The sequence below is a fragment of the Nocardia sp. bgisy118 genome (genome assembly GCF_057708605.1).
Window position 1 is genome coordinate 235,427 of the sequence record NZ_JBYISM010000006.1, and the last position, 20,295, is coordinate 255,721.

General features: G+C 69.5%; 20 protein-coding genes. 10 read left to right on the forward strand and 10 right to left on the reverse strand.

Annotation, left to right across the window (positions count from 1 at the left end):
- Positions 1 to 13 precede the first annotated feature (13 nt).
- Positions 14 to 1,849, forward strand: coding sequence for a molybdopterin-dependent oxidoreductase (locus AC3EO7_RS10305; RefSeq protein ID WP_435591065.1), 1,836 nt, complete (start codon positions 14 to 16; stop codon positions 1,847 to 1,849).
- Between the two features lie 103 nt (positions 1,850 to 1,952).
- Entirely contained in the window at positions 1,953 to 2,576 is a 624-nt protein-coding gene (locus AC3EO7_RS10310) for a Uma2 family endonuclease (protein ID WP_435591066.1), read from the forward strand.
- Positions 2,577 to 2,613: 37 nt separating this feature from the next.
- On the opposite strand, the gene AC3EO7_RS10315 is transcribed toward AC3EO7_RS10310, so the two are convergent.
- The 3 genes from AC3EO7_RS10315 to AC3EO7_RS10325 all read right to left on the reverse strand — a co-directional run bounded on the left by AC3EO7_RS10315 (position 2,614) and on the right by AC3EO7_RS10325 (position 6,200).
- Positions 2,614 to 4,095 carry an MFS transporter gene (locus tag AC3EO7_RS10315; RefSeq protein WP_435591067.1) on the reverse strand — a complete coding sequence of 494 codons (1,482 nt, stop codon included), beginning with the start codon at positions 4,093 to 4,095 and terminating at the stop codon, positions 2,614 to 2,616.
- Positions 4,096 to 4,144: 49 nt separating this feature from the next.
- Positions 4,145 to 4,825, reverse strand: coding sequence for a PadR family transcriptional regulator (locus tag AC3EO7_RS10320; RefSeq protein ID WP_435591068.1), 681 nt, complete (start codon positions 4,823 to 4,825; stop codon positions 4,145 to 4,147).
- 487 nt (positions 4,826 to 5,312) lie between these two features.
- Entirely contained in the window at positions 5,313 to 6,200 is an 888-nt protein-coding gene (locus AC3EO7_RS10325; RefSeq protein WP_435591069.1) for a glycine betaine ABC transporter substrate-binding protein, read from the reverse strand.
- A 187-nt stretch (positions 6,201 to 6,387) separates the two neighbouring features.
- On the opposite strand from AC3EO7_RS10325, the gene AC3EO7_RS10330 reads away from it, so the two are divergent.
- From AC3EO7_RS10330 to AC3EO7_RS10350, 5 genes are all read left to right on the forward strand, one after another.
- Complete coding sequence (locus AC3EO7_RS10330) at positions 6,388 to 7,320, forward strand: ABC transporter substrate-binding protein (RefSeq protein ID WP_431967975.1); 933 nt, start codon at positions 6,388 to 6,390, stop codon at positions 7,318 to 7,320.
- Between the two features lie 31 nt (positions 7,321 to 7,351).
- A complete protein-coding gene (locus AC3EO7_RS10335; protein ID WP_431967602.1) occupies positions 7,352 to 8,521 on the forward strand; it encodes an ABC transporter ATP-binding protein in 1,170 nt (389 codons plus the stop codon).
- Positions 8,522 to 8,570: 49 nt separating this feature from the next.
- Positions 8,571 to 9,233, forward strand: coding sequence for an ABC transporter permease (locus AC3EO7_RS10340; RefSeq protein WP_431967600.1), 663 nt, complete (start codon positions 8,571 to 8,573; stop codon positions 9,231 to 9,233).
- Complete coding sequence (locus tag AC3EO7_RS10345; RefSeq protein WP_431967598.1) at positions 9,230 to 9,934, forward strand: ABC transporter permease; 705 nt, start codon at positions 9,230 to 9,232, stop codon at positions 9,932 to 9,934. The genes AC3EO7_RS10340 and AC3EO7_RS10345 overlap by 4 nt, the downstream gene beginning before the upstream one ends.
- A gap of 183 nt (positions 9,935 to 10,117) precedes the next feature.
- Entirely contained in the window at positions 10,118 to 10,543 is a 426-nt protein-coding gene (locus tag AC3EO7_RS10350; RefSeq protein ID WP_431967596.1) for a CBS domain-containing protein, read from the forward strand.
- Between the two features lie 81 nt (positions 10,544 to 10,624).
- Here AC3EO7_RS10350 and AC3EO7_RS10355 read toward each other — a convergent pair whose 3' ends face one another.
- The 4 genes from AC3EO7_RS10355 to AC3EO7_RS10370 all read right to left on the reverse strand — a co-directional run bounded on the left by AC3EO7_RS10355 (position 10,625) and on the right by AC3EO7_RS10370 (position 15,107).
- Complete coding sequence (locus AC3EO7_RS10355; protein WP_431967595.1) at positions 10,625 to 11,821, reverse strand: NAD(P)-dependent malic enzyme; 1,197 nt, start codon at positions 11,819 to 11,821, stop codon at positions 10,625 to 10,627.
- A 437-nt stretch (positions 11,822 to 12,258) separates the two neighbouring features.
- On the reverse strand, positions 12,259 to 13,938 hold the full coding sequence (locus tag AC3EO7_RS10360; protein ID WP_431967593.1) for an FAD-binding protein: 1,680 nt from the start codon (positions 13,936 to 13,938) through the stop codon (positions 12,259 to 12,261).
- 51 nt (positions 13,939 to 13,989) lie between these two features.
- Positions 13,990 to 14,256: a hypothetical protein gene (locus tag AC3EO7_RS10365; protein WP_435591070.1), complete on the reverse strand. Its 267-nt coding sequence runs from the start codon at positions 14,254 to 14,256 to the stop codon at positions 13,990 to 13,992.
- A complete protein-coding gene (locus AC3EO7_RS10370) occupies positions 14,253 to 15,107 on the reverse strand; it encodes a PHP domain-containing protein (RefSeq protein ID WP_431967589.1) in 855 nt (284 codons plus the stop codon). Before AC3EO7_RS10370 ends, AC3EO7_RS10365 begins: the two co-directional genes overlap by 4 nt.
- Before the next feature lie 83 nt (positions 15,108 to 15,190).
- On the opposite strand from AC3EO7_RS10370, the gene AC3EO7_RS10375 reads away from it, so the two are divergent.
- Positions 15,191 to 16,267, forward strand: coding sequence for a magnesium and cobalt transport protein CorA (locus tag AC3EO7_RS10375; RefSeq protein WP_435591071.1), 1,077 nt, complete (start codon positions 15,191 to 15,193; stop codon positions 16,265 to 16,267).
- A 20-nt stretch (positions 16,268 to 16,287) separates the two neighbouring features.
- Here AC3EO7_RS10375 and AC3EO7_RS10380 read toward each other — a convergent pair whose 3' ends face one another.
- Genes AC3EO7_RS10380 through AC3EO7_RS10390 form a run of 3 tightly spaced genes read right to left on the reverse strand, consistent with a single transcriptional unit; the run spans position 16,288 to position 18,331 of the window.
- A complete protein-coding gene (locus tag AC3EO7_RS10380; RefSeq protein WP_431967585.1) occupies positions 16,288 to 16,866 on the reverse strand; it encodes a suppressor of fused domain protein in 579 nt (192 codons plus the stop codon).
- A gap of 4 nt (positions 16,867 to 16,870) precedes the next feature.
- Positions 16,871 to 17,362, reverse strand: a complete 492-nt coding sequence (locus tag AC3EO7_RS10385) for a YflT domain-containing protein (RefSeq protein ID WP_431967583.1) — start codon at positions 17,360 to 17,362, stop codon at positions 16,871 to 16,873.
- Between the two features lie 12 nt (positions 17,363 to 17,374).
- Positions 17,375 to 18,331, reverse strand: coding sequence for an HpcH/HpaI aldolase/citrate lyase family protein (locus tag AC3EO7_RS10390; RefSeq protein ID WP_431967581.1), 957 nt, complete (start codon positions 18,329 to 18,331; stop codon positions 17,375 to 17,377).
- 26 nt (positions 18,332 to 18,357) lie between these two features.
- On the opposite strand from AC3EO7_RS10390, the gene AC3EO7_RS10395 reads away from it, so the two are divergent.
- Both AC3EO7_RS10395 and AC3EO7_RS10400 read left to right on the forward strand, forming a co-directional pair.
- Entirely contained in the window at positions 18,358 to 19,641 is a 1,284-nt protein-coding gene (locus AC3EO7_RS10395) for a magnesium transporter MgtE N-terminal domain-containing protein (protein WP_431967579.1), read from the forward strand.
- Complete coding sequence (locus tag AC3EO7_RS10400) at positions 19,634 to 20,260, forward strand: DUF1003 domain-containing protein (protein ID WP_431967577.1); 627 nt, start codon at positions 19,634 to 19,636, stop codon at positions 20,258 to 20,260. The genes AC3EO7_RS10395 and AC3EO7_RS10400 overlap by 8 nt, the downstream gene beginning before the upstream one ends.
- Positions 20,261 to 20,295: the final 35 nt, after the last annotated feature.

Consider the following 20,295-nt stretch of genomic DNA (forward strand, 5'->3'; position numbering starts at 1 on the left):
GTAGGCTCGCGACATGGCCGTACTGCGGTGGCGGGTGGGGGCTGGAATCGTGTCCGCCGGGCTGGCGCTCGGGGTGGCGCAGCTGCTTGCCGCGTTCATCCGGTCCGAGAGCGCGCCGATCTACGTGCTCGGTGCGGCGGTCATCGACCACACCCCCGACGGCCTGCGCGAATGGGCGATCAGCACGTTCGGCACGGCCGACAAGACGGTGCTGTTCCTCTGCATGGCTGTCGTCGCGGTCTTCGTCGCGGGTCTCGCGGGCGCCCTCGAACGCGTCGACCGCGCGACGGGCTCCACCCTGCTCGTCTTCTTCGGCTTGCTCGCCGCGTTCCTGGCCGCCGAACGCTACGGCGTCCTCGCCGCGATTCCCACCGTAATCGGCGTCGCCGCAGGGATATACGCGCTCCGCGTACTGACCGAGCAGATCACCGAAGCGTTTCCCGGCACAGCATCCGAACAGCCGCCACCGAACACGCCGCCTTCCGATCACACGACTCCCGCCACGGCATCGGCACAGGTTCACCCCGCCGACTCCCCTGTTGCACCGGAAACCCCTGGCGCGCAGCCTCACTCGGGTGCGGACGCAAGTAGTCGCGCCGATCGAGTGCAGGCGGATGGTTCGACGCATCCCGAAGCCGACACCGCTGCGCGCGCCGACACTGCCATCGAGCCGCGGACCGGCGCCGACGCGACCGCGGAATCATCCCGAAGCGCCGCCGACCTGCGGACCGAAGTGGATGCGGGGACGGGTTCGACCGGCTCAGGGGGGATCGCGGCGGGCCCGCAGCGGCGAGATCTGTTGCGGGGCATGGCGATCACGAGCGGCGTGGCCGTGCTGGCCGGCGCGGGTGGGCGGCTGTGGGGTGCGCGGCGCGGGGACGTCTCGGGCGAGCGCGCGGCGGTCACGCTGCCGCAGCCGACCGAGCCCGCGATCTCGTTGCTGCCCGATGCCGATCTGCGGGTGCCGGGGCTGACGCCGTATCTCACTGCCAACGACGACTTCTACCGGATCGATACCGCGCTCTTCCTGCCGCAGGTCTCGATCGACGACTGGTCGCTGCGCATCCACGGCATGGTGGATCGCGAGATCACCATCGGCTGGGCCGATCTCGCGCGGCGGCCAGTGGTGGAACGGCTCGTGACGCTGGCCTGCGTGTCGAATCCCGTGGGCGGCGATCTCATCGGCAACGCGCTGTGGCGCGGCTACCGTCTCGACGAGCTGCTCGCCGAGGCCGGACCGCATCCCGACGCCGATATGGTGCTCTCCCGCAGCAAGGACGGCTGGACGTCGGGAACCCCGCTGGCCGTTCTCACCGACGGCCGCGACGCCCTGCTCGCGGTGGGCATGAACGGCGAACCGCTGCCGGTGGCGCACGGTTATCCGGCCCGGCTGGTGGTGCCCGGCCTGTACGGCTATGTCTCGGCCACCAAATGGGTGACCGAACTGGAGGTCACCCGGTTCGACCGCGCCACCGCCTACTGGACCCGGCGCGGTTGGTCGGCCCTCGGCCCGATCAAGACCGGCACCCGCATCGACACCCCGCGCGGCCGGGTCCGCAGACCACCCGGCCGCATCCCCGTCGCGGGCGTGGCCTGGGCCCAGCACCGCGGCATCACCGCCGTCGAGGTGCAGATCGACGACGGCGACTGGCGTCCGGCCCGCCTGTCCACCGAACAGTCCATCGACACCTGGCGCCAATGGGTCTACGACTGGGACGCCACCCCCGGCACCCACACCCTCCGCGCCCGCGCCACCGACGGCACCGGCGAAACCCAAACCGCCGAACGCCGCGACGTCATCCCCGACGGCGCCACCGGCCACCCCACCCTCACCATCCAAATCGGCTGACGCCGGGCACGACGCCCGGGATATTCATCGAATGCGATAGCGTTCGCCGAATGCATCCGGATAGGGTCTGAGCAGGTAGTTGGCCCGATCCCAAGGAGCGCACATGTCCGCGATCTTCGACTGGGCGAAGTCCGAGAACCTGCAGCCGGAGCCGATCACGCTGGACATCTGGCGCGAACTGCCCGAAGACTTCTGCCGCCAGGTCGAATTGGTCAACGGCGAGGCGGTGCGCGCCGAATCGCCGAATCGGCAGCACCAGAAGGCCGCTCGACGACTGGCCGAACTGCTCGAAACGGCCGCCGAACAGCACATGGACCGATACCAGGACGGCTGCCTCGATGTGGACACCGACTTCGATGTCGTGCTGTGGGAGCTTCCGAAGGCTACGGTCCGCCGGCCCGATGTTGCCCTCTACGAATGCGCCCCCGATGAATTGCGGCCGCGACCGGCGTCCATGCTGCTCATCGCGGTCGAAGTCGTGTCACCGGGCAGCGAGAAGATCGACATCGCTCAGAAGAAGGCCGATTACGCGCTGGCGGGAATTCCCTGGTACTGGATCGTCTGGATCGCCGACAACCGCGTCGATTCGATCGAAGTCTTCGTACTCGATCACGCACTGACGCAGTACCGTCCGCACGTTGTGCTCGAGCCGGGCGGGGCCGAGATCGTCGATATGCCGGTGCGGTTGAAGGTCGATTGGGACCGGCTCTCCGGACTCGTGCGCTGAGGCCGCATCCCCGGGTGGGGATGCGGCCGGGCGGCGATCAGGCCGAGACGCTGTCGGCCTTGGCGAGTTTGTCGGCGGGGCCCGCGGGGGTGGGGGTGCCGTGGCGGACGAAGAGGGCCGAGGCTACGACGCCGATCAGCAGGATGGCGGCGGGCAGCAGGATGGATTCGCCGAGGGCGGTGCTGAATTCGCCGAGGATCTGCGGCGGGAGGGGGCCTTGGCCGACGCCTTCCCCGGTGGGTGCGCCGCCCACGAGACCGTTGGCGGACATCCGAGAGGCGATCAGCGCGCTGATGGCCGCGCTGCCCAGCACCGAACCGACCTGACGGGTGGTGTTGTAGACGCCCGCGCCCGCACCCGCCTGGTGCACGGCCAGGTTGTGGGTGGCGGTGGAGGCCAGCGGCGCCCAGATGCAGGCGTTGGCGAAACCGGCCAGCGCCGCGGACGCCAGGAACCACGCGATGTTGGAATCCGGCGTCATGATCGCCGACCACCAGAAGATCGACACCGCGAACAGCGCGAAGCCGGTGGTCGGGACGATGCGCGGATGCAGCCGATCGGCGAACTTGCCGACGAGCGGCGCGGCGAAACCGGTGACGATCGCCATCGGCGCGAACACCAGTGCCGACCTGGTCGGCGACAGCTCGCGCACCGCTTGCAGATAGAAGTACGAGGGCACCATCACCGAGGTGACCGTGGCGCCCATCGCGGCGATGGCCACGTTCGACAGCGCGAAGTTGCGGTCGCGGAACAGACCGAGCGGCACCAGCGGCTCACCGGTGTTGCGCGCCTGGTTCACCACGAACACGCCGAGCACGACCAGACCCGCGGCGATCATCAGCCAGATGCGCGCCGACCAGTCGTAGCTGTTGCCCTCCTGAATGCCGAACACCAGCAGGAACATGCCGATGCCGCTGAGCACCACGCCGGGGATGTCGAACTTGTGCGGGTGCGTGGGCAGCGCGGGCACCAGCCAGACCGCCAGCGCGAAGGCGACGATGCCGACCGGCACGTTGACGATGAAGATCCACTCCCAGCTCAGCCCGTCGACCAGCACGCCGCCCAGGATCGGGCCGACCAGGGTGGCCAGACCCGCCACGCCGCCCCACAGACCCATGGCCGCGCCGCGCCGGTCCGGCGGGAAGGTGCGGGTGATCACCGCCATGGTCTGCGGCGTCATGAGCGCGGCGCCGAGGCCCTGCACGGCGCGCGCGGCGATCAGCATGCCGATGCTCTGCGACAGCCCGCACCACAGCGACGCGGCGGTGAAGACCGCGAGACCGATGAGGTAGATGTTCTTGGGGCCGTAGCGATCACCGAGCCTGCCGGTGACGAGCAGCGGAACGGCATAGGTGAGCAGGTAGGCGCTGGTGACCCAGATGACCTGGGAGATATCGGCCTGCAGGTCCCGCATGATCGCGGGGTTGGCGACCGCGACGATGGTCATGTCGAGCAGGATCATGAAGAAGCCGACGACCAGCGCGGACAGCGCTAGCCACGGATTGCGTTGGGTGGGCATAGGGATGTCGTTCCTATCCGAGAAGATCGGTGTGAGTGATCGGAGGCGGTCACGGCGCCGCTGCCGTCGAGCGGCGCGGCATGGGCGGCGGCTCCGGGTGGTCGTCGTCGGCCCAGGGATGTTCGGGTCCGGCCAGCCGGATGCCGGTGTGCGGGTCGAACTCCTCCCACTCCAGTGCGCCGCTTGCCAATTCGTCGAGGAACCCGGTCAACCAGGTGAGCTCGGCCGCGAATGTGGTGCGCAGATAGGTCAATACGACCCAGTAGCGGCGTTCCACCTCGTGGGTGTGGGCCCAGTCGGTCATCGTGTCGAGGTCTTCGAGATCGCGCTCGAGGTGGGCGACGCGTTCGCGCACCAGCGCGAGCACGTCCTCCTTCGGCAGGTTGTGCGCTTCGGCCAGCGCGACGGGGAACAGCGGGTATTCCCGCTGCGGATAGCGCAGGAGCTCGGCGAGCCTGGCCCGCAGCGCGTCCCTACCGGACGCGGTGATCCGGTAGGTGGTGCGTTCGGGGCGGTTGCCCGCGCGGTCGACGCCCTCGGCGCGCACCAGTTCTTGATCGGCCAGCCGGGTGACGGTGTGGTAGAGCGAGCCGGGCCGCAGCTTGACCAGCAGATCCTCGCCCCGCCGCAGCAGCAGCTGAAACATCTCGTACGGATGCATCGGCCGCTCCTCGAGCAGCGCGAGTACGGAGACCGCCAACGCGGTCAACGCCGGACGCGCCTGCCCCATGCAATCACCTCCCGTGGAAATCACCCCCGCCACACCGCGGGAGCCGGGTTGCCGTACCCCTTCGACCGCGAAACGGTAGTCGCGGGTACCGACATACTCCGTACCAAATACTCCACGTGGAATATACGGCTCAGAATGGCGGCGGGACAAGGGTGTGCAGTCAGCGCGTGACGAGCACCACCATCAGGACCCCATGGCAATCACGAACCCTTCGACGCACCTTCGACTTCCGGGCACCGACCCGGCGCTATGCGGACCGAACGGCATTGCGTCCGAACAGCTCTCGCGACCACCGACCCGGCTCAGGCCGAGGCCGAGGCTCGTCCGGCATCGCGATCGGCAGCCCGTGGCGGCAAGCGAACCGGACGGCATATCCGGTCGACAGCGGATCACCCCAGAGGAACGCGACGTTCGGAACACCGCCGGACGCGGCAGGCTCCGGCATCGTCCGCACGTGGCGCGCCGATGGACGACCTCGCCTCGGAACCTACAATCCGTGCGTGTCCAGCCAGGCGCGCGCGACCTCACCGGCCGCGGCGCCGTCGCGGACGCGGCGGATCATCTCGACCAAATCGTCCGTCGTCAGTTCGCCCGCAACGTAATTCAGCTTCCGGATTCGCTGGTCGTCGAGCAGCCCCTTGCGGAACACCGGGATCACGTTCTCGGCGCGCAACGCGTACTCACGGTCGGTCAGCACCGTGAGCCCCTCGGCGGCCGAGGAGGTGAGCGCGGAAGGACCGCCGATCACTCCGGCTTGAACCGATTTGTCCAGCAGGGCATTCCGCAGCGCGGCGGTATCGGGCAACGGCGTCTCCCCCGCGAAGTCGCAGCCGGTCACCGGTGCGGCGCCGGGGGCACGGAGCGCGTCCGGCGCGGGAGCCAGTCCGGCGCGGAGTTCTCCGCAGCGCGGGGCGAGTTCGGCGACCGAATCCAGATCGTCCCGGCGCGCGGCCTCGGCGGTGACCAGCACCCGTGGCCGCAGATCGGTGCCGTCGGCCGGATCCGAGACGACCAGCCCCTCCGGCAGCGAGCGGTTCAGATCCTGGACCACGGCGGATGGCGTGCGCGCCGCGGACCGGCTGTCGTAGAAGGCCAGCAGTGCGCCGGTGTGCTCGCCGACCAGCGCGACCCGGCCCGCGTCGAGCGCGGCCAGATAGTCGGCCCGCTGCCCGAGCTCCGGCTGCACGGCGACCCGCAGCCCGGTCCTGGCCAGCGCGCCCGCGTAGACCTCCGCGAGCACCCGCGATTCGATCGCGTCGCCCGCGCCGACCACGAAGGCGGGGCCGGGATCGTCGTTTCCGCAGGACACGACCGCTGCCGCGGCCGCGGCGACCAATATCCCGGCCAGCACCCGCCTAGACGCGGCCAACACCATCCGGCGACACCAACTCTCCGAAGACGACTACAGCCGACAGAAATACCCAGTTGCGGGCAGTATGGACAACCAGAATGTACCGGTGCCGCTTCGGCCTCGGCCGCACGCACCGTCCGCATCCGCCGGAAGGACCCCCGTGAAGACCACGATCACCCCCGCTGCCGGGCGGTCGGCGCTGCGGCTCGCACTGCGCGCCTCCCGGCTCCTCGCCGCCGCGACACTGCTCGCCGTCGGCATGATCCTGTCGGCCTGCGGCAATTCCGATCCACTCGCCGCGGACGGCGACTGTGCGGGTGAGAGCCTGATCGTCGGCTCGGCGAACTTCCCGGAGTCCGAGACGGTCGCCAACATATACGCGGAGGTGTTGCGGGTCAACGGCTTCCAGGTGGACACCCGGCTCAACATCGGCAGCCGGGAGGCCTACATCCCGGCGCTACGCAAGTGCGCGATCTCGGTGATCCCGGAGTACACCGGCAATCTGTTGCAGTACCTGGACAACGACGCGACCGCGACCAGCGGCGCCGACGTCGAGGCCGCGCTGGCGGGCGCGCTCGGCTCCCAATTGGCCACCGCGGCGCCCGCACCCGGCCAGGACTCCGACGCGGTGGTGGTCACCCGTGCCACCGCCGAGCGCTGGAACCTGCGCACCATCGCCGATCTCGCGCCGCATTCGGCCGAGGTGAAGCTCGGCGCGCCCGCGGAATTCCAGGAGCGCCAGGGCGGACTGCCCGGCCTGAAGGAGAACTACGGCCTGGACATCGCCGCCGCCAACTTCGTCCCGCTCGCCGACGGCGGCGGTCCGGCCACCGTACGCGCGCTGGTGGAGGGCCAGGTCACCGCCGCCAACATCTTCACCACCTCCCCCGCCATCGCCGAGAACGATCTCGTCGTACTCGCGGACCCGAAGCACAACTTCCCGGCGCAGAACGTGATTCCGCTGTTCAACGCCGCCAAGAAGTCCGACAAGGCGATCGCCGCACTGAACGCGGTCTCGGCGAAGCTCACCACCGAGCAGCTGATCGAGCTGAACAAAGCGGTGTCGGGCAGCAGCAAGACCGAGCCCGCGGCGGCCGCCAAGGCGTGGGTCGCGGCACAGGGGTTGAACACGCCGGTCGGGTGATCCGGCGCGGGTGATCGCAGGGAGGGCAGCGGTGTCGGACATCGAGTTCCACGCAATCAGCAAGACCTATCCGGACGGCACGCACGCCGTCACCGATCTGGATCTGCGCATCGAGTCCGGTTCGTTCACCGTGTTCGTCGGTCCGTCCGGCTGCGGAAAGACCACGTCGATGCGGATGATCAACCGGATGATCCGGCCCACCTCGGGCACGATCACCATTGCCGGACAAGACATCTCGACGGTGGATCCGGTCCGGCTGCGGCTCGGCATCGGCTACGTGATCCAGAGCGGCGGCCTGCTTCCGCACCGCACCGTGCTCGACAATGTCGCGACCGTGCCGGTACTGCGTGGCGATTCGCGGCGCGCGGCGCGCAAGGCGGCGCTGGAAGTCCTGGACCGAGTGGGCCTGGATCGTGGTCTGGCCGCTCGCTACCCCGCCCAGTTGTCGGGCGGTCAGCAGCAGCGGGTGGGCGTGGCGCGGGCGCTGGCCGCCGACCCGCCGATCCTGCTGATGGACGAGCCGTTCAGCGCCGTCGACCCGGTGGTGCGGGCCGAGTTACAGATCGAAATGCAGCGGCTGCAAGCGGAATTGCACAAGACCATCGTCTTCGTCACCCACGACATCGACGAGGCGGTCACCCTCGGCGACCGGGTCGCGGTGTTCGGCCGCGCGGGCGTGCTCCAGCAGTACGATGCGCCGCAGCGCGTCCTGTCCGGGCCCGCGACGAATTTCGTCGCCGAGTTCGTCGGGCGCGATCGCGGCTATCGCGGCCTCTCCTTTCGCTCCGCCGATGACGTTCCGCTGCACGAGATTCCGACCGCTACCGCGGGCGCGGTGGGTGCGCTGCGGTTGAAGCAGGGCGAGTGGATTCTGGTGGTGGACGATACGGTCAAGCCGCTCGGGTGGGTCGACGCGACCGGCGTGGCATCCCGGCGCGCGGGCTGGCCGCTGGAGGACTGCATGGCGGCGGGCGGATCACTGTTCACACCCGCGGGCGACCTGCGCCAGGCATTGGACGCCGCGATCTCCTCGCCATCCGGAATCGGTGTGGCCGTGGACGATTCCGGACGCGTGCGGGGCGGCGTGCTGGCCACCGAGGTGATCGCCCAGCTGGCCGAGCAACGCGGCGCGGAAGACGCCGAGCGCAACCGGCTCGCTGGTGAACAGGGCCGCTCCGACGGCGACGGGGCCGGTTCGTGATCGGGGGCGGCTCCGCCACGGCGCCGCGCCGCGACGGGCGGGAGACCGCGTGCGATACCTGATCGACAACCTCTCCGACATCCTCGCCATCACCAGGACGCACCTGTATCTGGCGTTGACGCCCTTGCTGTTCGGCCTGGTGATCGCGATTCCGGCGGGCGCGATGATCCGGCGAATCCCGTGGCTGCGGCGCATCACCGTGACCGTGGCGAGCCTGGCCTACACGGTGCCCTCGCTCGCGCTGTTCGTGATCATCCCTCCGCTGGTGGGCATTTCGACGATCGATCCGTGGAACGTGATCATCGCCTTGACCATCTACTCGACCGCGCTGCTGGTGATCGCGGTGCCGGTGGCGCTGGATTCGGTCCCCGCCGCCGTGGTCGACGCCGCCGACGCCGTCGGTTTCGGACCGCTGCGGCGCACACTGACCGTCGACATGCCTTTGGCCATACCGGTTTTCGTGTCGAACCTGCGCGTCGTGGTGGTCACCGACATCGCCATGGTGTCGGTCGGCGCGCTGATCGGCGTCGGCGGACTCGGCAAGCTGTTCACCCAGGGCTATCAGCGCGACTACCCGGACGAGATCGTCGCGGGCATCATCGTGACGCTGGCGCTCGCGCTGCTCTTCGACCGGCTGGTGTACCTGCTCGGCCGGTGGGCGACGCCATGGACCAGGGCCGACGAGCGAACACGACGAGGAGCGAGCGCGTGAACCTCTTCGTCGACGCTTGGCGTTATTTCACCGACAGCGCCAATTGGGGCGGGCCCACCGGCATCGAATACCGACTGGCGCAACACCTTTGGTACACCGTGCTGGCGGTGGCCGGGTCGGCCGTGATCGCGGTGCCGCTCGGCCTGGCCATCGGCCACCGACGGCGCGGCGCCGCGGCGCTGGTCGGTTTCGCCAACGCGATGCGCGCGCTGCCCACCCTCGGCCTGCTCACGTTCCTGGTGCTGTTGCTCGGGCTAGGGCTGATCCCGCCGCTGCTCGCGCTGCTCACCGTCGGCGTCCCGCCGCTGCTGGCGGGCGCGTACGCGGGGGTGGCCAACGTGCCCGCCGACGTGGTCGACGCCTCCAGGGCCGTGGGTATGACCGAGCAGCAGATCCTGTTCCGGGTGGAAGTGCCCAATGCCATGCCGATCCTGGTGAACGGCCTGCGCGGCGCCACCCTCCAGGTGGTGGCCACCGCGACCATCGCGGCGTACGTGAACCTCGGCGGGCTCGGCCGCTATATCTTCGACGGCCTCGGGCTGCACCGCTACGACCGGGTGCTGGTGGGCGCGCTGCTGGTGGCGGCGCTGGCGATGCTGCTGGATGGACTGCTCGCACTCGTCGTGTGGGCGACGACGCCGGGCACCGGCAGGCTGCGCCGGTCGTCGGCTCCGGTCGACGTACCGCAAGCCGCGCGCTGACCTCGTCCGCTCCACTCGGCCCGTCCACGCCCATTGACCACTGGTGTGATCTAGGTCACTATTGCAAGTGGCCGTAGGAGTCGTCAGCCGTGCGCGCTCGACGCAACTGTGGCACGCCGTGTCGAGACCTGCGCATCCTCGAGTCCTGCGGGCACCGAACCCGAGACAAGGAGGATTGCGAGCATGAACGCACCGATGAAGGCACGTGACATCATGCACGCCGATGCCACGTGCATCCCCGCGGACGAGACGATCGACCGCGCCGCTCAGATGATGCGCAACATGGACGTGGGTGCGCTGCCGATCTGCCACAACGACCGCCTTGTCGGCATGCTGACCGACCGTGACATCGTTGTGCGCTGCATCGCCGAGGGACACAACCCGGGCCGCATCCGCGCGGGCGATCTCGCCAAAGGCACACCGCGCTGGGTCGACGCCGACGCCGACCTTCAGCAGGTGCTGGAACTGATGGAGCAGAACCAGATCAAGCGACTGCCGGTCATCGAGAACAAGCGCCTCATCGGCATGATCTGCGAATCCGATCTGGCCAAGAACGTCACCGACGCCCAGCTGGCCGAGTTCATCTCGGCCGTCTCCGTGCCGCACTGACCGCCGCTCCCGCTACGGGAACGACGCAGGGCGCCTCGTTCGTCGTTGAACGGGGCGCCCTGTCTATTGCGTAATCAGTTGTTACGCAACGCCCTCCGCACGCGCGGCGGCGGCGACAGCCTCGGCGACGGCCGGGGCGACCCGCGGATCGAGCGGGCTGGGGACGATCTTCTCAGGGCCGAGCTCGTCGGCGACCACGCCCAGGATGGCGTTCGCCGCGGCGATCTTCATGCCCTCGGTGATGCGCCGGGCGCCCGCGTCGAGCGCGCCCTTGAACACACCGGGGAAGGCGAGCACGTTGTTGATCTGGTTCGGGAAGTCGCTGCGGCCGGTCGCGACGATCGAGGCGTACTTGCGCGCCACGTCCGGGTGGATCTCCGGGTCCGGGTTGGACATGGCGAACACGATCGCCTCCGGCGCCATCGAGGCGATGAGCTCCTCGGCGATCAGGCCCGCCGACAGACCGAGGAACACGTCCGCGCCCGCGAGCGCCTCGGCGGCGGCGCCGGTGAGGCCGCGCGGGTTGGTGCGCTCGGCCAGTTCGGACTTCACCTCGTTCAGGTCGGCGCGATCGCGGCTCACGATGCCCTTCGAGTCGAGCACGGTGACATCGCGGACGCCCGCGGCGAGCAGGATGTTGGTGCACGCGACACCGGCCGCGCCCGCACCCGACACCACGACCTTCAGTCCGTCGATGTCACGACCCTGCACCCGGGCCGCGCCGTTCAGGGCGGCGAGCACCACGATCGCGGTGCCGTGCTGGTCGTCGTGCATGACCGGGCAGTCCAGCGCCTCGATGACACGCTTCTCGATCTCGAAGCAGCGCGGCGCGGAGATGTCCTCCAGGTTGACCGCGCCGAAGCTCGGGCGCAGCCGGATCAGGGTCTCGACGATCTCGTCGACGTCCTTGGTGTCCAGCACGATCGGGATGGAATCCAGGCCGGCGAACTTCTTGAACAGCGCGGCCTTGCCCTCCATCACCGGCAGCGAGGCGCGCGGGCCGATGTCGCCGAGGCCGAGGACGGCGGTGCCGTCGCTGACCACGACCACCAGGCGGTCGGTCCAGGTGTAGCGCTTGGCCAGCGTCTCGTCCTGAGCGATCGCACGGCTGACCTGAGCGACGCCGGGGGTGTACGCGATCGAGAGGTCACGCTGAGTGTCCAGCGGAGCCGAGAGCTCGACCGAGAGCTTGCCGCCGAGGTGTCCAGCGAAGATTTCGTCGTTTGTGATCTCGGACAAACTCGCGGTGGCATTCGGTGCGTCAGTCACAGGTGACACGATTTCACTCCTGCTCGGGTCGGGCTGAACCGGGGGACGGTTACCGCCGGGTAATTCGTAATAGGTGATTCGTACCGCTCATCGAGTGCGCTGACATGGACGTTTCGAGTCGGGGCGGGTGTGTCGAAACCCGACGATGAGCTCTAGACGTGGCGCTGCACTGATCCGCAGAGCGGGGGCCGGACGGGTGGGTCCGGACAGAACATGCGGGGCGATCCTCGGGGGCGCGACGGTACGTTGCGCGGCGCGGAGCACCGTTATTCCCGAACCCGGCGGTGGCGTAGGAGGGGAATCCGCAACATTCTGCCAGCCGGTCCGATGACTTGCCAAACCGGTGTGTCGGATCCCGGTTGCGCGTCATATTCCGAGGGTAGGTCCCCGGAATTACCCCGAAGTTAGGGGAAACTCGCATCCGCACATCGCACGGCGGTGAGTTCTCACATCGCCAGGCGGTCCGGTGGTGTGAGGTCCGGGTCTTGCCGGTCGGGCACGATTCTAGGGGTCTCCCGCACCGTGGGCGCGGGCTCCAATCCGACCGGCACCTGGCCGCGCGCGACGGACGGGCCGCGCACGGCGGGTGGCGGTTCCGACGTTACCCGCCGCAATCGCTCGGTGCCCACCCAGACGCTGTCCAGCCCGCCCGTGGTCAGGCGGACCCGCCACTCGTCCCCCGCGTCGGGGTGATCGGTGCGCCGATGCATGCCACGGGTCTCGGTGCGCGCCAGCGCGCTGTGCTTGGTCCATCTGGCCACCGCGAGCAGAGCCGCCGCCTGCCTGGCGCGTAGACGCTCGGCGCCGACGCCGCCGAGGGCGAACGCCGCGCCCGGCCACAGGGCGTCGAGTTCGGCGATGCTGTCGCGCAGGCTGCCCGCACTGCGCCAGTAGCTGCGCCGCAGCGGCAGGGTGTGCTCCTGCACGAGTCCGACGATCGCGCGGGGATCGATGCGCGCCCGCGCGGCGAGGCCGGCGCCGGGCACCGGACGCACCGGGCCCACCGCGCCTCTCGTCCGCGCGAAGCGGGCAGCGCTCTTCCCCGCCCAGACGCCGGACGCGATGGCCCAGGCTCCGCTCTGCCCGCCGAAGCCGCTCGCCGCGCCCGTGATCGGCTCGCGGCTCACCGCGTCGCCAGCGCCGAACAGCCCGGCCACCGTGGTCGCGCCGTCCGGACCGGCAAGCGCCAATCCGCCTGTGCCACGCACCGTCCCCTCGAGCACCGGTCGCAGCGGCACCCGCCCGGATCGATCGACCGCGCCCTGCCTGGTGAGCCAGTGCCGGACGACTTCCGGCATGTCGGCCACGGACGCGGACACCCGCCGCCCGTCGGCGATGGCTGCGAACACCGAGTGCCGATCGCCCTCGAAGACGGCGGCGCTCTCGTCGTAGAGCGCCGCGCCGCGCAGCGCGAGGCCAGGCGCGAAACTCGGATGCATCGCCGGAGTCATCGCGTGCAGCGCGGGCGCGAGGCCGTAGGCGCTGGAGAATTCCATGCCGGACAGCCGCGCACCCGCCTCGGCGGCGAGCAGCAGACCGTCGCCGGTCGCCACGTCGGTGCCCGCGCCGCCGGAGAGGAAGGCACAGCCGCCGGTGGCCACCACCACCGCGCCCGCGCGGACCATCCACGCGCGAAAGCCATCGTGCTGCTGCACCCCGGCCGCGCCGGAGACCACACCGTCGCCGTCACGCAGCAGCTGCAACGCGGGATGGTGATCGAGGACGCGCACCCCCGCCTCGATCACGGTCCGCCGCATCCGGCGCAGGTAGCCCGCGCCGTCCAGGCGGACCCGCTGCGAGCCGGATCGCGAGTCGTCGGGGAACCGGTAGCCCCAGCCCACCAGCTGCTCGATCCGCCGATGCGTCTCGTCGAGCACGCGGTGCATCCAGTCCGGATCGCCGAGGTATCCGCCGTCGGCGTGCGATCGGCGCACCGCCTCGTTCCTGGCCGCGCCGGGCGGGATGTTCCACACCGTCGTGCTCCCGAACGCACAAGGCCCGCTGCTCCCGCAGCGGGCCTTGTCGACGAGCACCACCCTCGCCCCTCCGGCGGCAGCCGAGACGGCCGCCCAGGTTCCGGCGGGGCCGCCGCCTAGAACCAGCACATCCGTCTCGATGTCGATCACAAGAAAAGATGTTCGTCCACAATTCACCCGGCCGCAACCAGTACCGGACGATCAACCCCACCACTGTGTCCAGAGCAATACACCGGTGACGAAGAAAACAACCGCGGATCCGGAAAAGGCGAGAAAACCCCGATGCCTGTCCGAAAAGATTTGCGCCCCAACGACAGTCGCCGAGGCCACCAGATGCCAGGCCACCGACTCCGCGCCCGGACCGGGGAAACCACGCCGCGCGCCGATCGCCGCCGCGCCGACGACGACGAGCGTCAACAGCACCGTGCCCGCCGCCACCACGCCGCTGAGCGCGCGCAGGTATCTCACGAGACGATCACGGGCACACCCGTCGCCTTACCCGCGAGCTCCTCGAATTGCGCCGGGTCGGTGGTGAACTCGCCGAGGCGGATGGTCTTGTTGGCGCCGTGGTAGTCCGACGAGCCGGTGGTGAGCAGACCCAGTTCGTCCGCCAGAGCGGTGAGCACGGCGCGATCGGAGGCGGAATGGTCGGGGTGGTCGACTTCCAGTCCGCCCAATCCGAGGGTGGCCAGTTCCCTGATGTCGTCCACGGCGAGCAGCCGTCCCCGCTTGCGCGCCCTGGTGTGGGCGAGCACGCTGACCCCGCCCGCGCCCGCGATCATCTCGACCGCGCGGTGCAGCGGCGTGTCGGCCTTCTCCGCGTAGTACGGACCGCGCGGTGCGAGCAGCTCGACGAAGGCGGCGTCCACGCTCGGCACCACCCCGGCCTCGACCAACGCCCGCGCCAGGTGCGGCCGCCCGGCCGACGGTCCGGCGGAGGCGAGCACCGCGTCCGGGTCGATCGGCAGTCCGTCGGCGGCCATCAGCTCGGCCATCGCGCGCAGCCGGTCCACCCGCTCGGCGCGCAGCCGCTCGCGCTCCTCGGCGAAACCGCGGTCGGCCGGATCGAACAGGTAGGCGAGCAGATGCACCGGCACCGGCCAGCCGTCCTCGCCGAGCCCGACGCACGACATCTCCATCCCGCGCACCAGGGTCATGCCCTTCGGTAGCGCGTCGACCGCCTCCGCCCACCCGGCCGTGGTGTCGTGATCGGTGATCGCGACGATGTCGAGACCGGAGGCCGCCGCGTTTCGCACCAGCTCGGCGGGGGTGTCGGTGCCGTCCGACGCGGTCGAGTGGGTATGCAGGTCGATGCGCACGTCCTCCAGTCTTACAGTGCGCGATCTCCGGTCGGCACGGCAGCCGACGGCTCGGTCCGGCGACGGCATCTAGCATCGTCGTCGTGCCGTCCATACCGCCGTTGCCGTCTTTCCGCGGGCAGGGCCGCGCGACGCTCCCGCGCCCACGCATTCCGGTTCCCACCGCGCGAGCCGTGGTCGACTGTGCCGTCTACGTCGACGGGCTCCGGCTGCCCGGTCGATTCACCCACTCCGAAGCGCTCGCCGAGGTCCGCTCGCGCGGGACGGGCTTCGTCTGGATCGGGCTGCACGATCCGGACGAGACGCAGATGGCCGACATCGCCTCGACCTTCGACTTGCATCCGCTCGCCGCCGAGGACGCGGTCAAGGCCCACCAGCGGCCCAAGCTGGAACGCTACGACGACACGCTGTTCCTGGTGCTGCGAACGGTGTCCTATGTCCCGCACGAGATGGACAGCGTCAGCGAGATAGTCGAGACGGGCGACATCATGGTGTTCACCGGGGCCGACTTCGCGGTGACTGTCCGGCACGGCGAGCACACCGGTCTGGCGGGGGTGCGCCGCGAACTCGAGGAACGTCCCGAGCAGTTGAGGCACGGCCCGTACGCCGTGCTGCACGCGGTGGCCGACCACGTCGTCGACTCCTACATCGAGGTGGCCACGCTGGTGGAGAACGACATCGACGAGATGGAAGAGCAGGTCTTCACCCCGCGCAATCACGTCACCATCGAGTCGATCTATCAGCTCAAGCGCGAGGTGGTGGAACTGCGGCGCGCGGTCAATCCGCTCGCGGTGCCGCTGCAATTGCTCGGGCACAAACCGGATCTGCCGGTGCCCAAGGAGATTCAGCGCTATCTGCGCGACGTGGCCGACCACCACACCGCGGTGGCCGAGCGCATCTCCGATTTCGACGAGTCGCTCAGCGAGCTGGTCAGCGCGGCACTGGCCAAGATCAGCGTGCAGCAGAACACCGATATGCGGAAGATCTCCGCGTGGGTGGCCATCGCGGCGGTCCCGACCATGGTCGCAGGCATCTACGGGATGAACTTCGAGCACATGCCGGAACTGAAGTGGACCTACGGCTACGGCGGGGTTCTGCTGTTCATCGCGACGGTGTGCGCCGGCCTGTTCATCACGTTCCGCCGCAACGACTGGCTCTGAAACGCCACGCGGCACCGGCGCTACAGCGTGGCCGCCCCGCGACCGGGGTCGCGCACGTCGATGCCCGCTTCCGTCCACGCCTCGCGCAGCGCCTGCGCGCCGCGCACCCGCACCCACGCCGCTTCGGTGGCGGTCACCGGCGTCACCGTCAGATACCTGACCGGCTCGGCGGGGTCGGGCAGCGGAATCTCCGGAATCTCGCTGTCGCCGAGCAGCGCCGCGGTGAACGCCGCGCCCTGCCACAGCGGCTCGCCGAGATCGAGCAACGCGTCGGCTTGCAGCACAACGCCTTCCACGGAGGGCGTGGCGACCAGAATGCCCAGCGCTTTGGGCAGGCCGGGCATGGCGGTGCCGGAGCGCAGCGTCAGCACCAGCTCCGCGCGCGGGCCGCGCACCGGATCGGCGTGCAGGTCACCGGGATCGCCCATCGGATGACGCGAGCCGCCGAGCGTCACGTAGTGCACGACGTCGCCGTCGACGATCCGCAGGATCTCGATCGGCTCCAGCCCGAGGAAAGTCACCGAGGCCGAATCCACGCCCGTCGCGGGCACACCGTAGTGGTCCAGCACCCCGGTGCGGACGGTGTCCATCATGTCCATGCGGTCAGATCGCCAACCGCGCGAGCATGTCCCGCGCCTGCTCGGCCGACTTCGGGTCGCACAGCACGTCGTAGCGGCCCGCCACCAGCTGCATGGTGGAGGCGAAATCGCGCTGCCCCCTGGTGGCCGCGTACGGAATCGAGGTCGAGATGACGCCGAAGATGATGCCGCCGACCAGGCCGACCAGCAGCGGACCGAACGCGCCGCTGGTGGTGAACAGGCTCAGCAGCAGACCGAGGAACAGACCGAGCCAGGCGCCGGAGACCACGCCGCCGCCGATCACCTTGCCCCAGTTCAGGCGGTAGAGCACGCGCTCGACCTGCATCAGGTCGACACCGACGATCGTCACGTCCTGCACCGGAAACTGGTTGTCGGCCAGGTAGTCGACCGCCCGCTGCGCCTCGGCGTAGGTCGGGTAGGAGCCCACCGGCCAGCCCGACGGCGGGGTCGGCAACCCCTGGCGGGCACGGTTGGGATTCCCCAAGGGATTCGTCATGACTCCATTCTGCTATTCCGCGCGGCCGTTCGGTGCTGTGAAACGCGTGGTGCGCGTCATGCCCGCGGCCCGGCCCTTGTCCGCCACCACCTGCGCCATCTTCGCGCTGGCCTCGTCGATCATCTCGTCGCCGAGCATGACCGCGCCGCGCGCGCCGCCCTCGGCGGAGGTGTGGAAGGCGTAGGCGTCCAGGATTTCCTCGGCCCGGTCGTAGTCGGCCTGGCGCGGGCTGAAGATCTCGTTGGCCGCGTCGATCTGGCCGGGGTGCAGCACCCATTTGCCGTCGAAGCCGAGCGCCGCGGTGCGCGCGGCGGCCCTGCGGAAACCGTCGACGTCGCGAATCTGCAAGTAGGGGCCGTCGATCGCCTGGAGGCCGTGGGCGCGCGCGGCGAGCAGGATGGTCATCAGGATGTGGTGGTAGGCGTCGCCGGTGTCGTACCCCTCCGGCTGTTCGCCGACCACGAGGGTGCGCATGTTGATGCTGGCCATGAAATCGGCCGGGCCGAAGACCAGCGCCTGGACCCGCGGGCTCGCGGTGGCGATCTCGTCGATGTTGCGCAGGCCCATGGCGTTTTCCAGCTGCGGTTCGATGCCGATCCGCCCGACCTCGAGCCCGTTGGCCCTCTCGACCTGGGTGAGCAGCAGATCCAGCGCACGCACCTGGCCCGCGTCGGTGACCTTCGGCAGCAGGATCGCGTCGATCTCGCGGCCTGCTCCCTCGACGACGGTGATCACGTCGGCGTAGGTCCACGCGGTCGTCCAGTCGTTGACCCGCACCACGCGCAGTTGCGAACCCCAGCCCGGCTGGTTCAGCGCGGCCACGATGTTGGCCCGCGCCGCGGCCTTGGCCACCGGCGCCACCGCGTCCTCCAGATCGAGGAAGACCTCGTCGACCGGCAACCCCTTGGCTTTCTCGATCATCTTGGGGTTGCTGCCTGGCACGGCGAGCACAGATCGGCGCGGCTTCATGGAGCCTCCTGTCTAGTCTGGCAAGCATGGCAGCTACCAGGGTGTACGTCGCCAGGCTCGCCGGCCTGGCGGTGCTGGGACCGGACGGGGAGTCTATCGGCCGCGTGCGCGACGCGGTCGTGGCGATCCGCTACGACCGTCAGGTACCGCGCGTGCACGGCCTGGTCGTCGAATTGCCGAGCAGGCGCCGGATTTTCGTGCCGATGTTGCGGGTGACCTCGGTCGAACCGGGCATGGTGACGCTCAACACCGGCACCGTGAGCCTGCGCCGTTTCCAGCAACGACCGGGCGAAATGCTGGCGCTGGCACAGATCGTGGATTCCAAGGTGCGCGTGGACGATCCGGACCTGCCCGACCTCGTGGACGTCGACCTGTTCGTCGTCGATCTCGGCATCGAACTGACCAGAACCAGGGATTGGCGGGTCTCCCGCGTCGCGGTGCGGGGGCACCGGCGGATCGGGCGGCGGCGCACGGTGCACGTCGTCGACTGGACCACGGTGTCGGGGCTGACCCCGTACGAGATCGGCAGGCCCGGCCAGGACGTCACCCAGCTGCTCGAACAGTTCGAGGGTCTGCGCCCCGCCGACGTGGCGCACCTGCTGCGCGAACTGCCGGAGAAGCGCCGCATCGAGGTCGCCGAGGCCCTCGACGACGAGCGGCTCGCCGACGTGGTGCAGGAACTCCCCGACGACGATCAGATCGACCTGCTCGGCCACCTCGAGGTGCGCCGCGCCGCCGACGTACTCGAGGCGATGGACCCCGACGACGCGGCCGACCTGCTCGGCGAACTCCCGACCGGGGAACGCGAATCGCTGCTCGCGATGATGGACCCCGAGGAATCCGAACCGGTGCGCAGGCTGCTCGCGCACTCCCCCGACACCGCAGGCGGCCTGATGACGACCAAGCCCGTGGTGCTGACCCCGTCGACCACGGTCGCGGAGGCGCTGGCCAGGGTGCGCAACCCGGATCTCACGCCCGCGCTCGCCTCCATGGTGTTCGTGGTCCGCCCGCCGACCGCGACGCCCACCGGGCCCTATCTCGGCTGCGTGCACATCCAGCAACTACTCCGCGAACCACCGGCGCACCTGGTCGGCGGCATCATCGATGCCGATCTCGCGCCGCTGCGGGCCGAGGTGCCGCTGTCCACGGTGACCAGGTACTTCGCCACCTACAACCTGGTGTGCGGGCCGGTGGTGGACAACGAGAACCATCTACTCGGCGCGGTCAGCGTCGACGACGTGCTCGACCATCTGCTGCCGGAGGACTGGCGCGAAGAAGAGCAGCCCGAAGGGATTCCGGCGCATGACTGACAAGAATCCGGCGGCGGGCGTCAGCAGGGTCGGGATGAGCTCCGCCCGGCAGCGATTGGAGATGCCGGTCGAGTCCCGGTTCCGATTCGACTGGGACGCAGAGGCATTGGCGCGCAGCTCGGAGCGGGTGGCCCGATTCCTCGGTACCGGAAGGTATCTCGCGCTGCAGACGGTTCTGGTGATCGTCTGGATCTTTCTCAACGTCTTCGTGGTGGCGCTGCGCTGGGACCCGTATCCGTTCATCCTGTTGAACCTCGCTTTCTCCACTCAGGCCGCGTACGCCGCGCCGCTGATCCTGTTGGCGCAGAACCGTCAGGACAACCGCGACCGGGTGGCGCTGGAAGAGGATCGGATGCGCGCGGCACAAACCAAGGCCGACACCGAATTTCTGGCCCGCGAACTCGCAGCGCTCCGCCTCGCGGTCGGCGAGGTGGCGACTCGCGACTATCTGCGCCGCGAATTGGAGGAGATGCGTGAGGTTCTCGACCGCATCGAGGCGGCGACAGGCCCGGAAGTCGACACGCCGCGTGAGGTCAAGCCGGGCAAGGCGAATCGCAAGAAATCCTCCGGTGGAAAGCAGTCCCACCTTCAGGTTTCACCGCCCGTTGCTGACGATTGACCGGAAATGCTCAACAACCTACTGACCGCTGGGTA

What these genes read in the sequence shown, in the direction of transcription:
- AC3EO7_RS10305 (WP_435591065.1), top strand. Translation starts at nt 14, where the DNA reads ATGGCCGTACTGCGGTGGCGGGTGGGGGCTGGAATCGTGTCCGCCGGG.
- AC3EO7_RS10310 (WP_435591066.1), top strand. Translation starts at nt 1,953, where the DNA reads ATGTCCGCGATCTTCGACTGGGCGAAGTCCGAGAACCTGCAGCCGGAG.
- AC3EO7_RS10315 (WP_435591067.1), bottom strand. Translation starts at nt 4,095, where the DNA reads ATGCCCACCCAACGCAATCCGTGGCTAGCGCTGTCCGCGCTGGTCGTC.
- AC3EO7_RS10320 (WP_435591068.1), bottom strand. Translation starts at nt 4,825, where the DNA reads ATGGGGCAGGCGCGTCCGGCGTTGACCGCGTTGGCGGTCTCCGTACTC.
- AC3EO7_RS10325 (WP_435591069.1), bottom strand. Translation starts at nt 6,200, where the DNA reads ATGGTGTTGGCCGCGTCTAGGCGGGTGCTGGCCGGGATATTGGTCGCC.
- AC3EO7_RS10350 (WP_431967596.1), top strand. Translation starts at nt 10,118, where the DNA reads ATGAACGCACCGATGAAGGCACGTGACATCATGCACGCCGATGCCACG.
- AC3EO7_RS10380 (WP_431967585.1), bottom strand. Translation starts at nt 16,866, where the DNA reads ATGGACATGATGGACACCGTCCGCACCGGGGTGCTGGACCACTACGGT.
- AC3EO7_RS10385 (WP_431967583.1), bottom strand. Translation starts at nt 17,362, where the DNA reads ATGACGAATCCCTTGGGGAATCCCAACCGTGCCCGCCAGGGGTTGCCG.
- AC3EO7_RS10390 (WP_431967581.1), bottom strand. Translation starts at nt 18,331, where the DNA reads ATGAAGCCGCGCCGATCTGTGCTCGCCGTGCCAGGCAGCAACCCCAAG.
- AC3EO7_RS10395 (WP_431967579.1), top strand. Translation starts at nt 18,358, where the DNA reads ATGGCAGCTACCAGGGTGTACGTCGCCAGGCTCGCCGGCCTGGCGGTG.
- AC3EO7_RS10400 (WP_431967577.1), top strand. Translation starts at nt 19,634, where the DNA reads ATGACTGACAAGAATCCGGCGGCGGGCGTCAGCAGGGTCGGGATGAGC.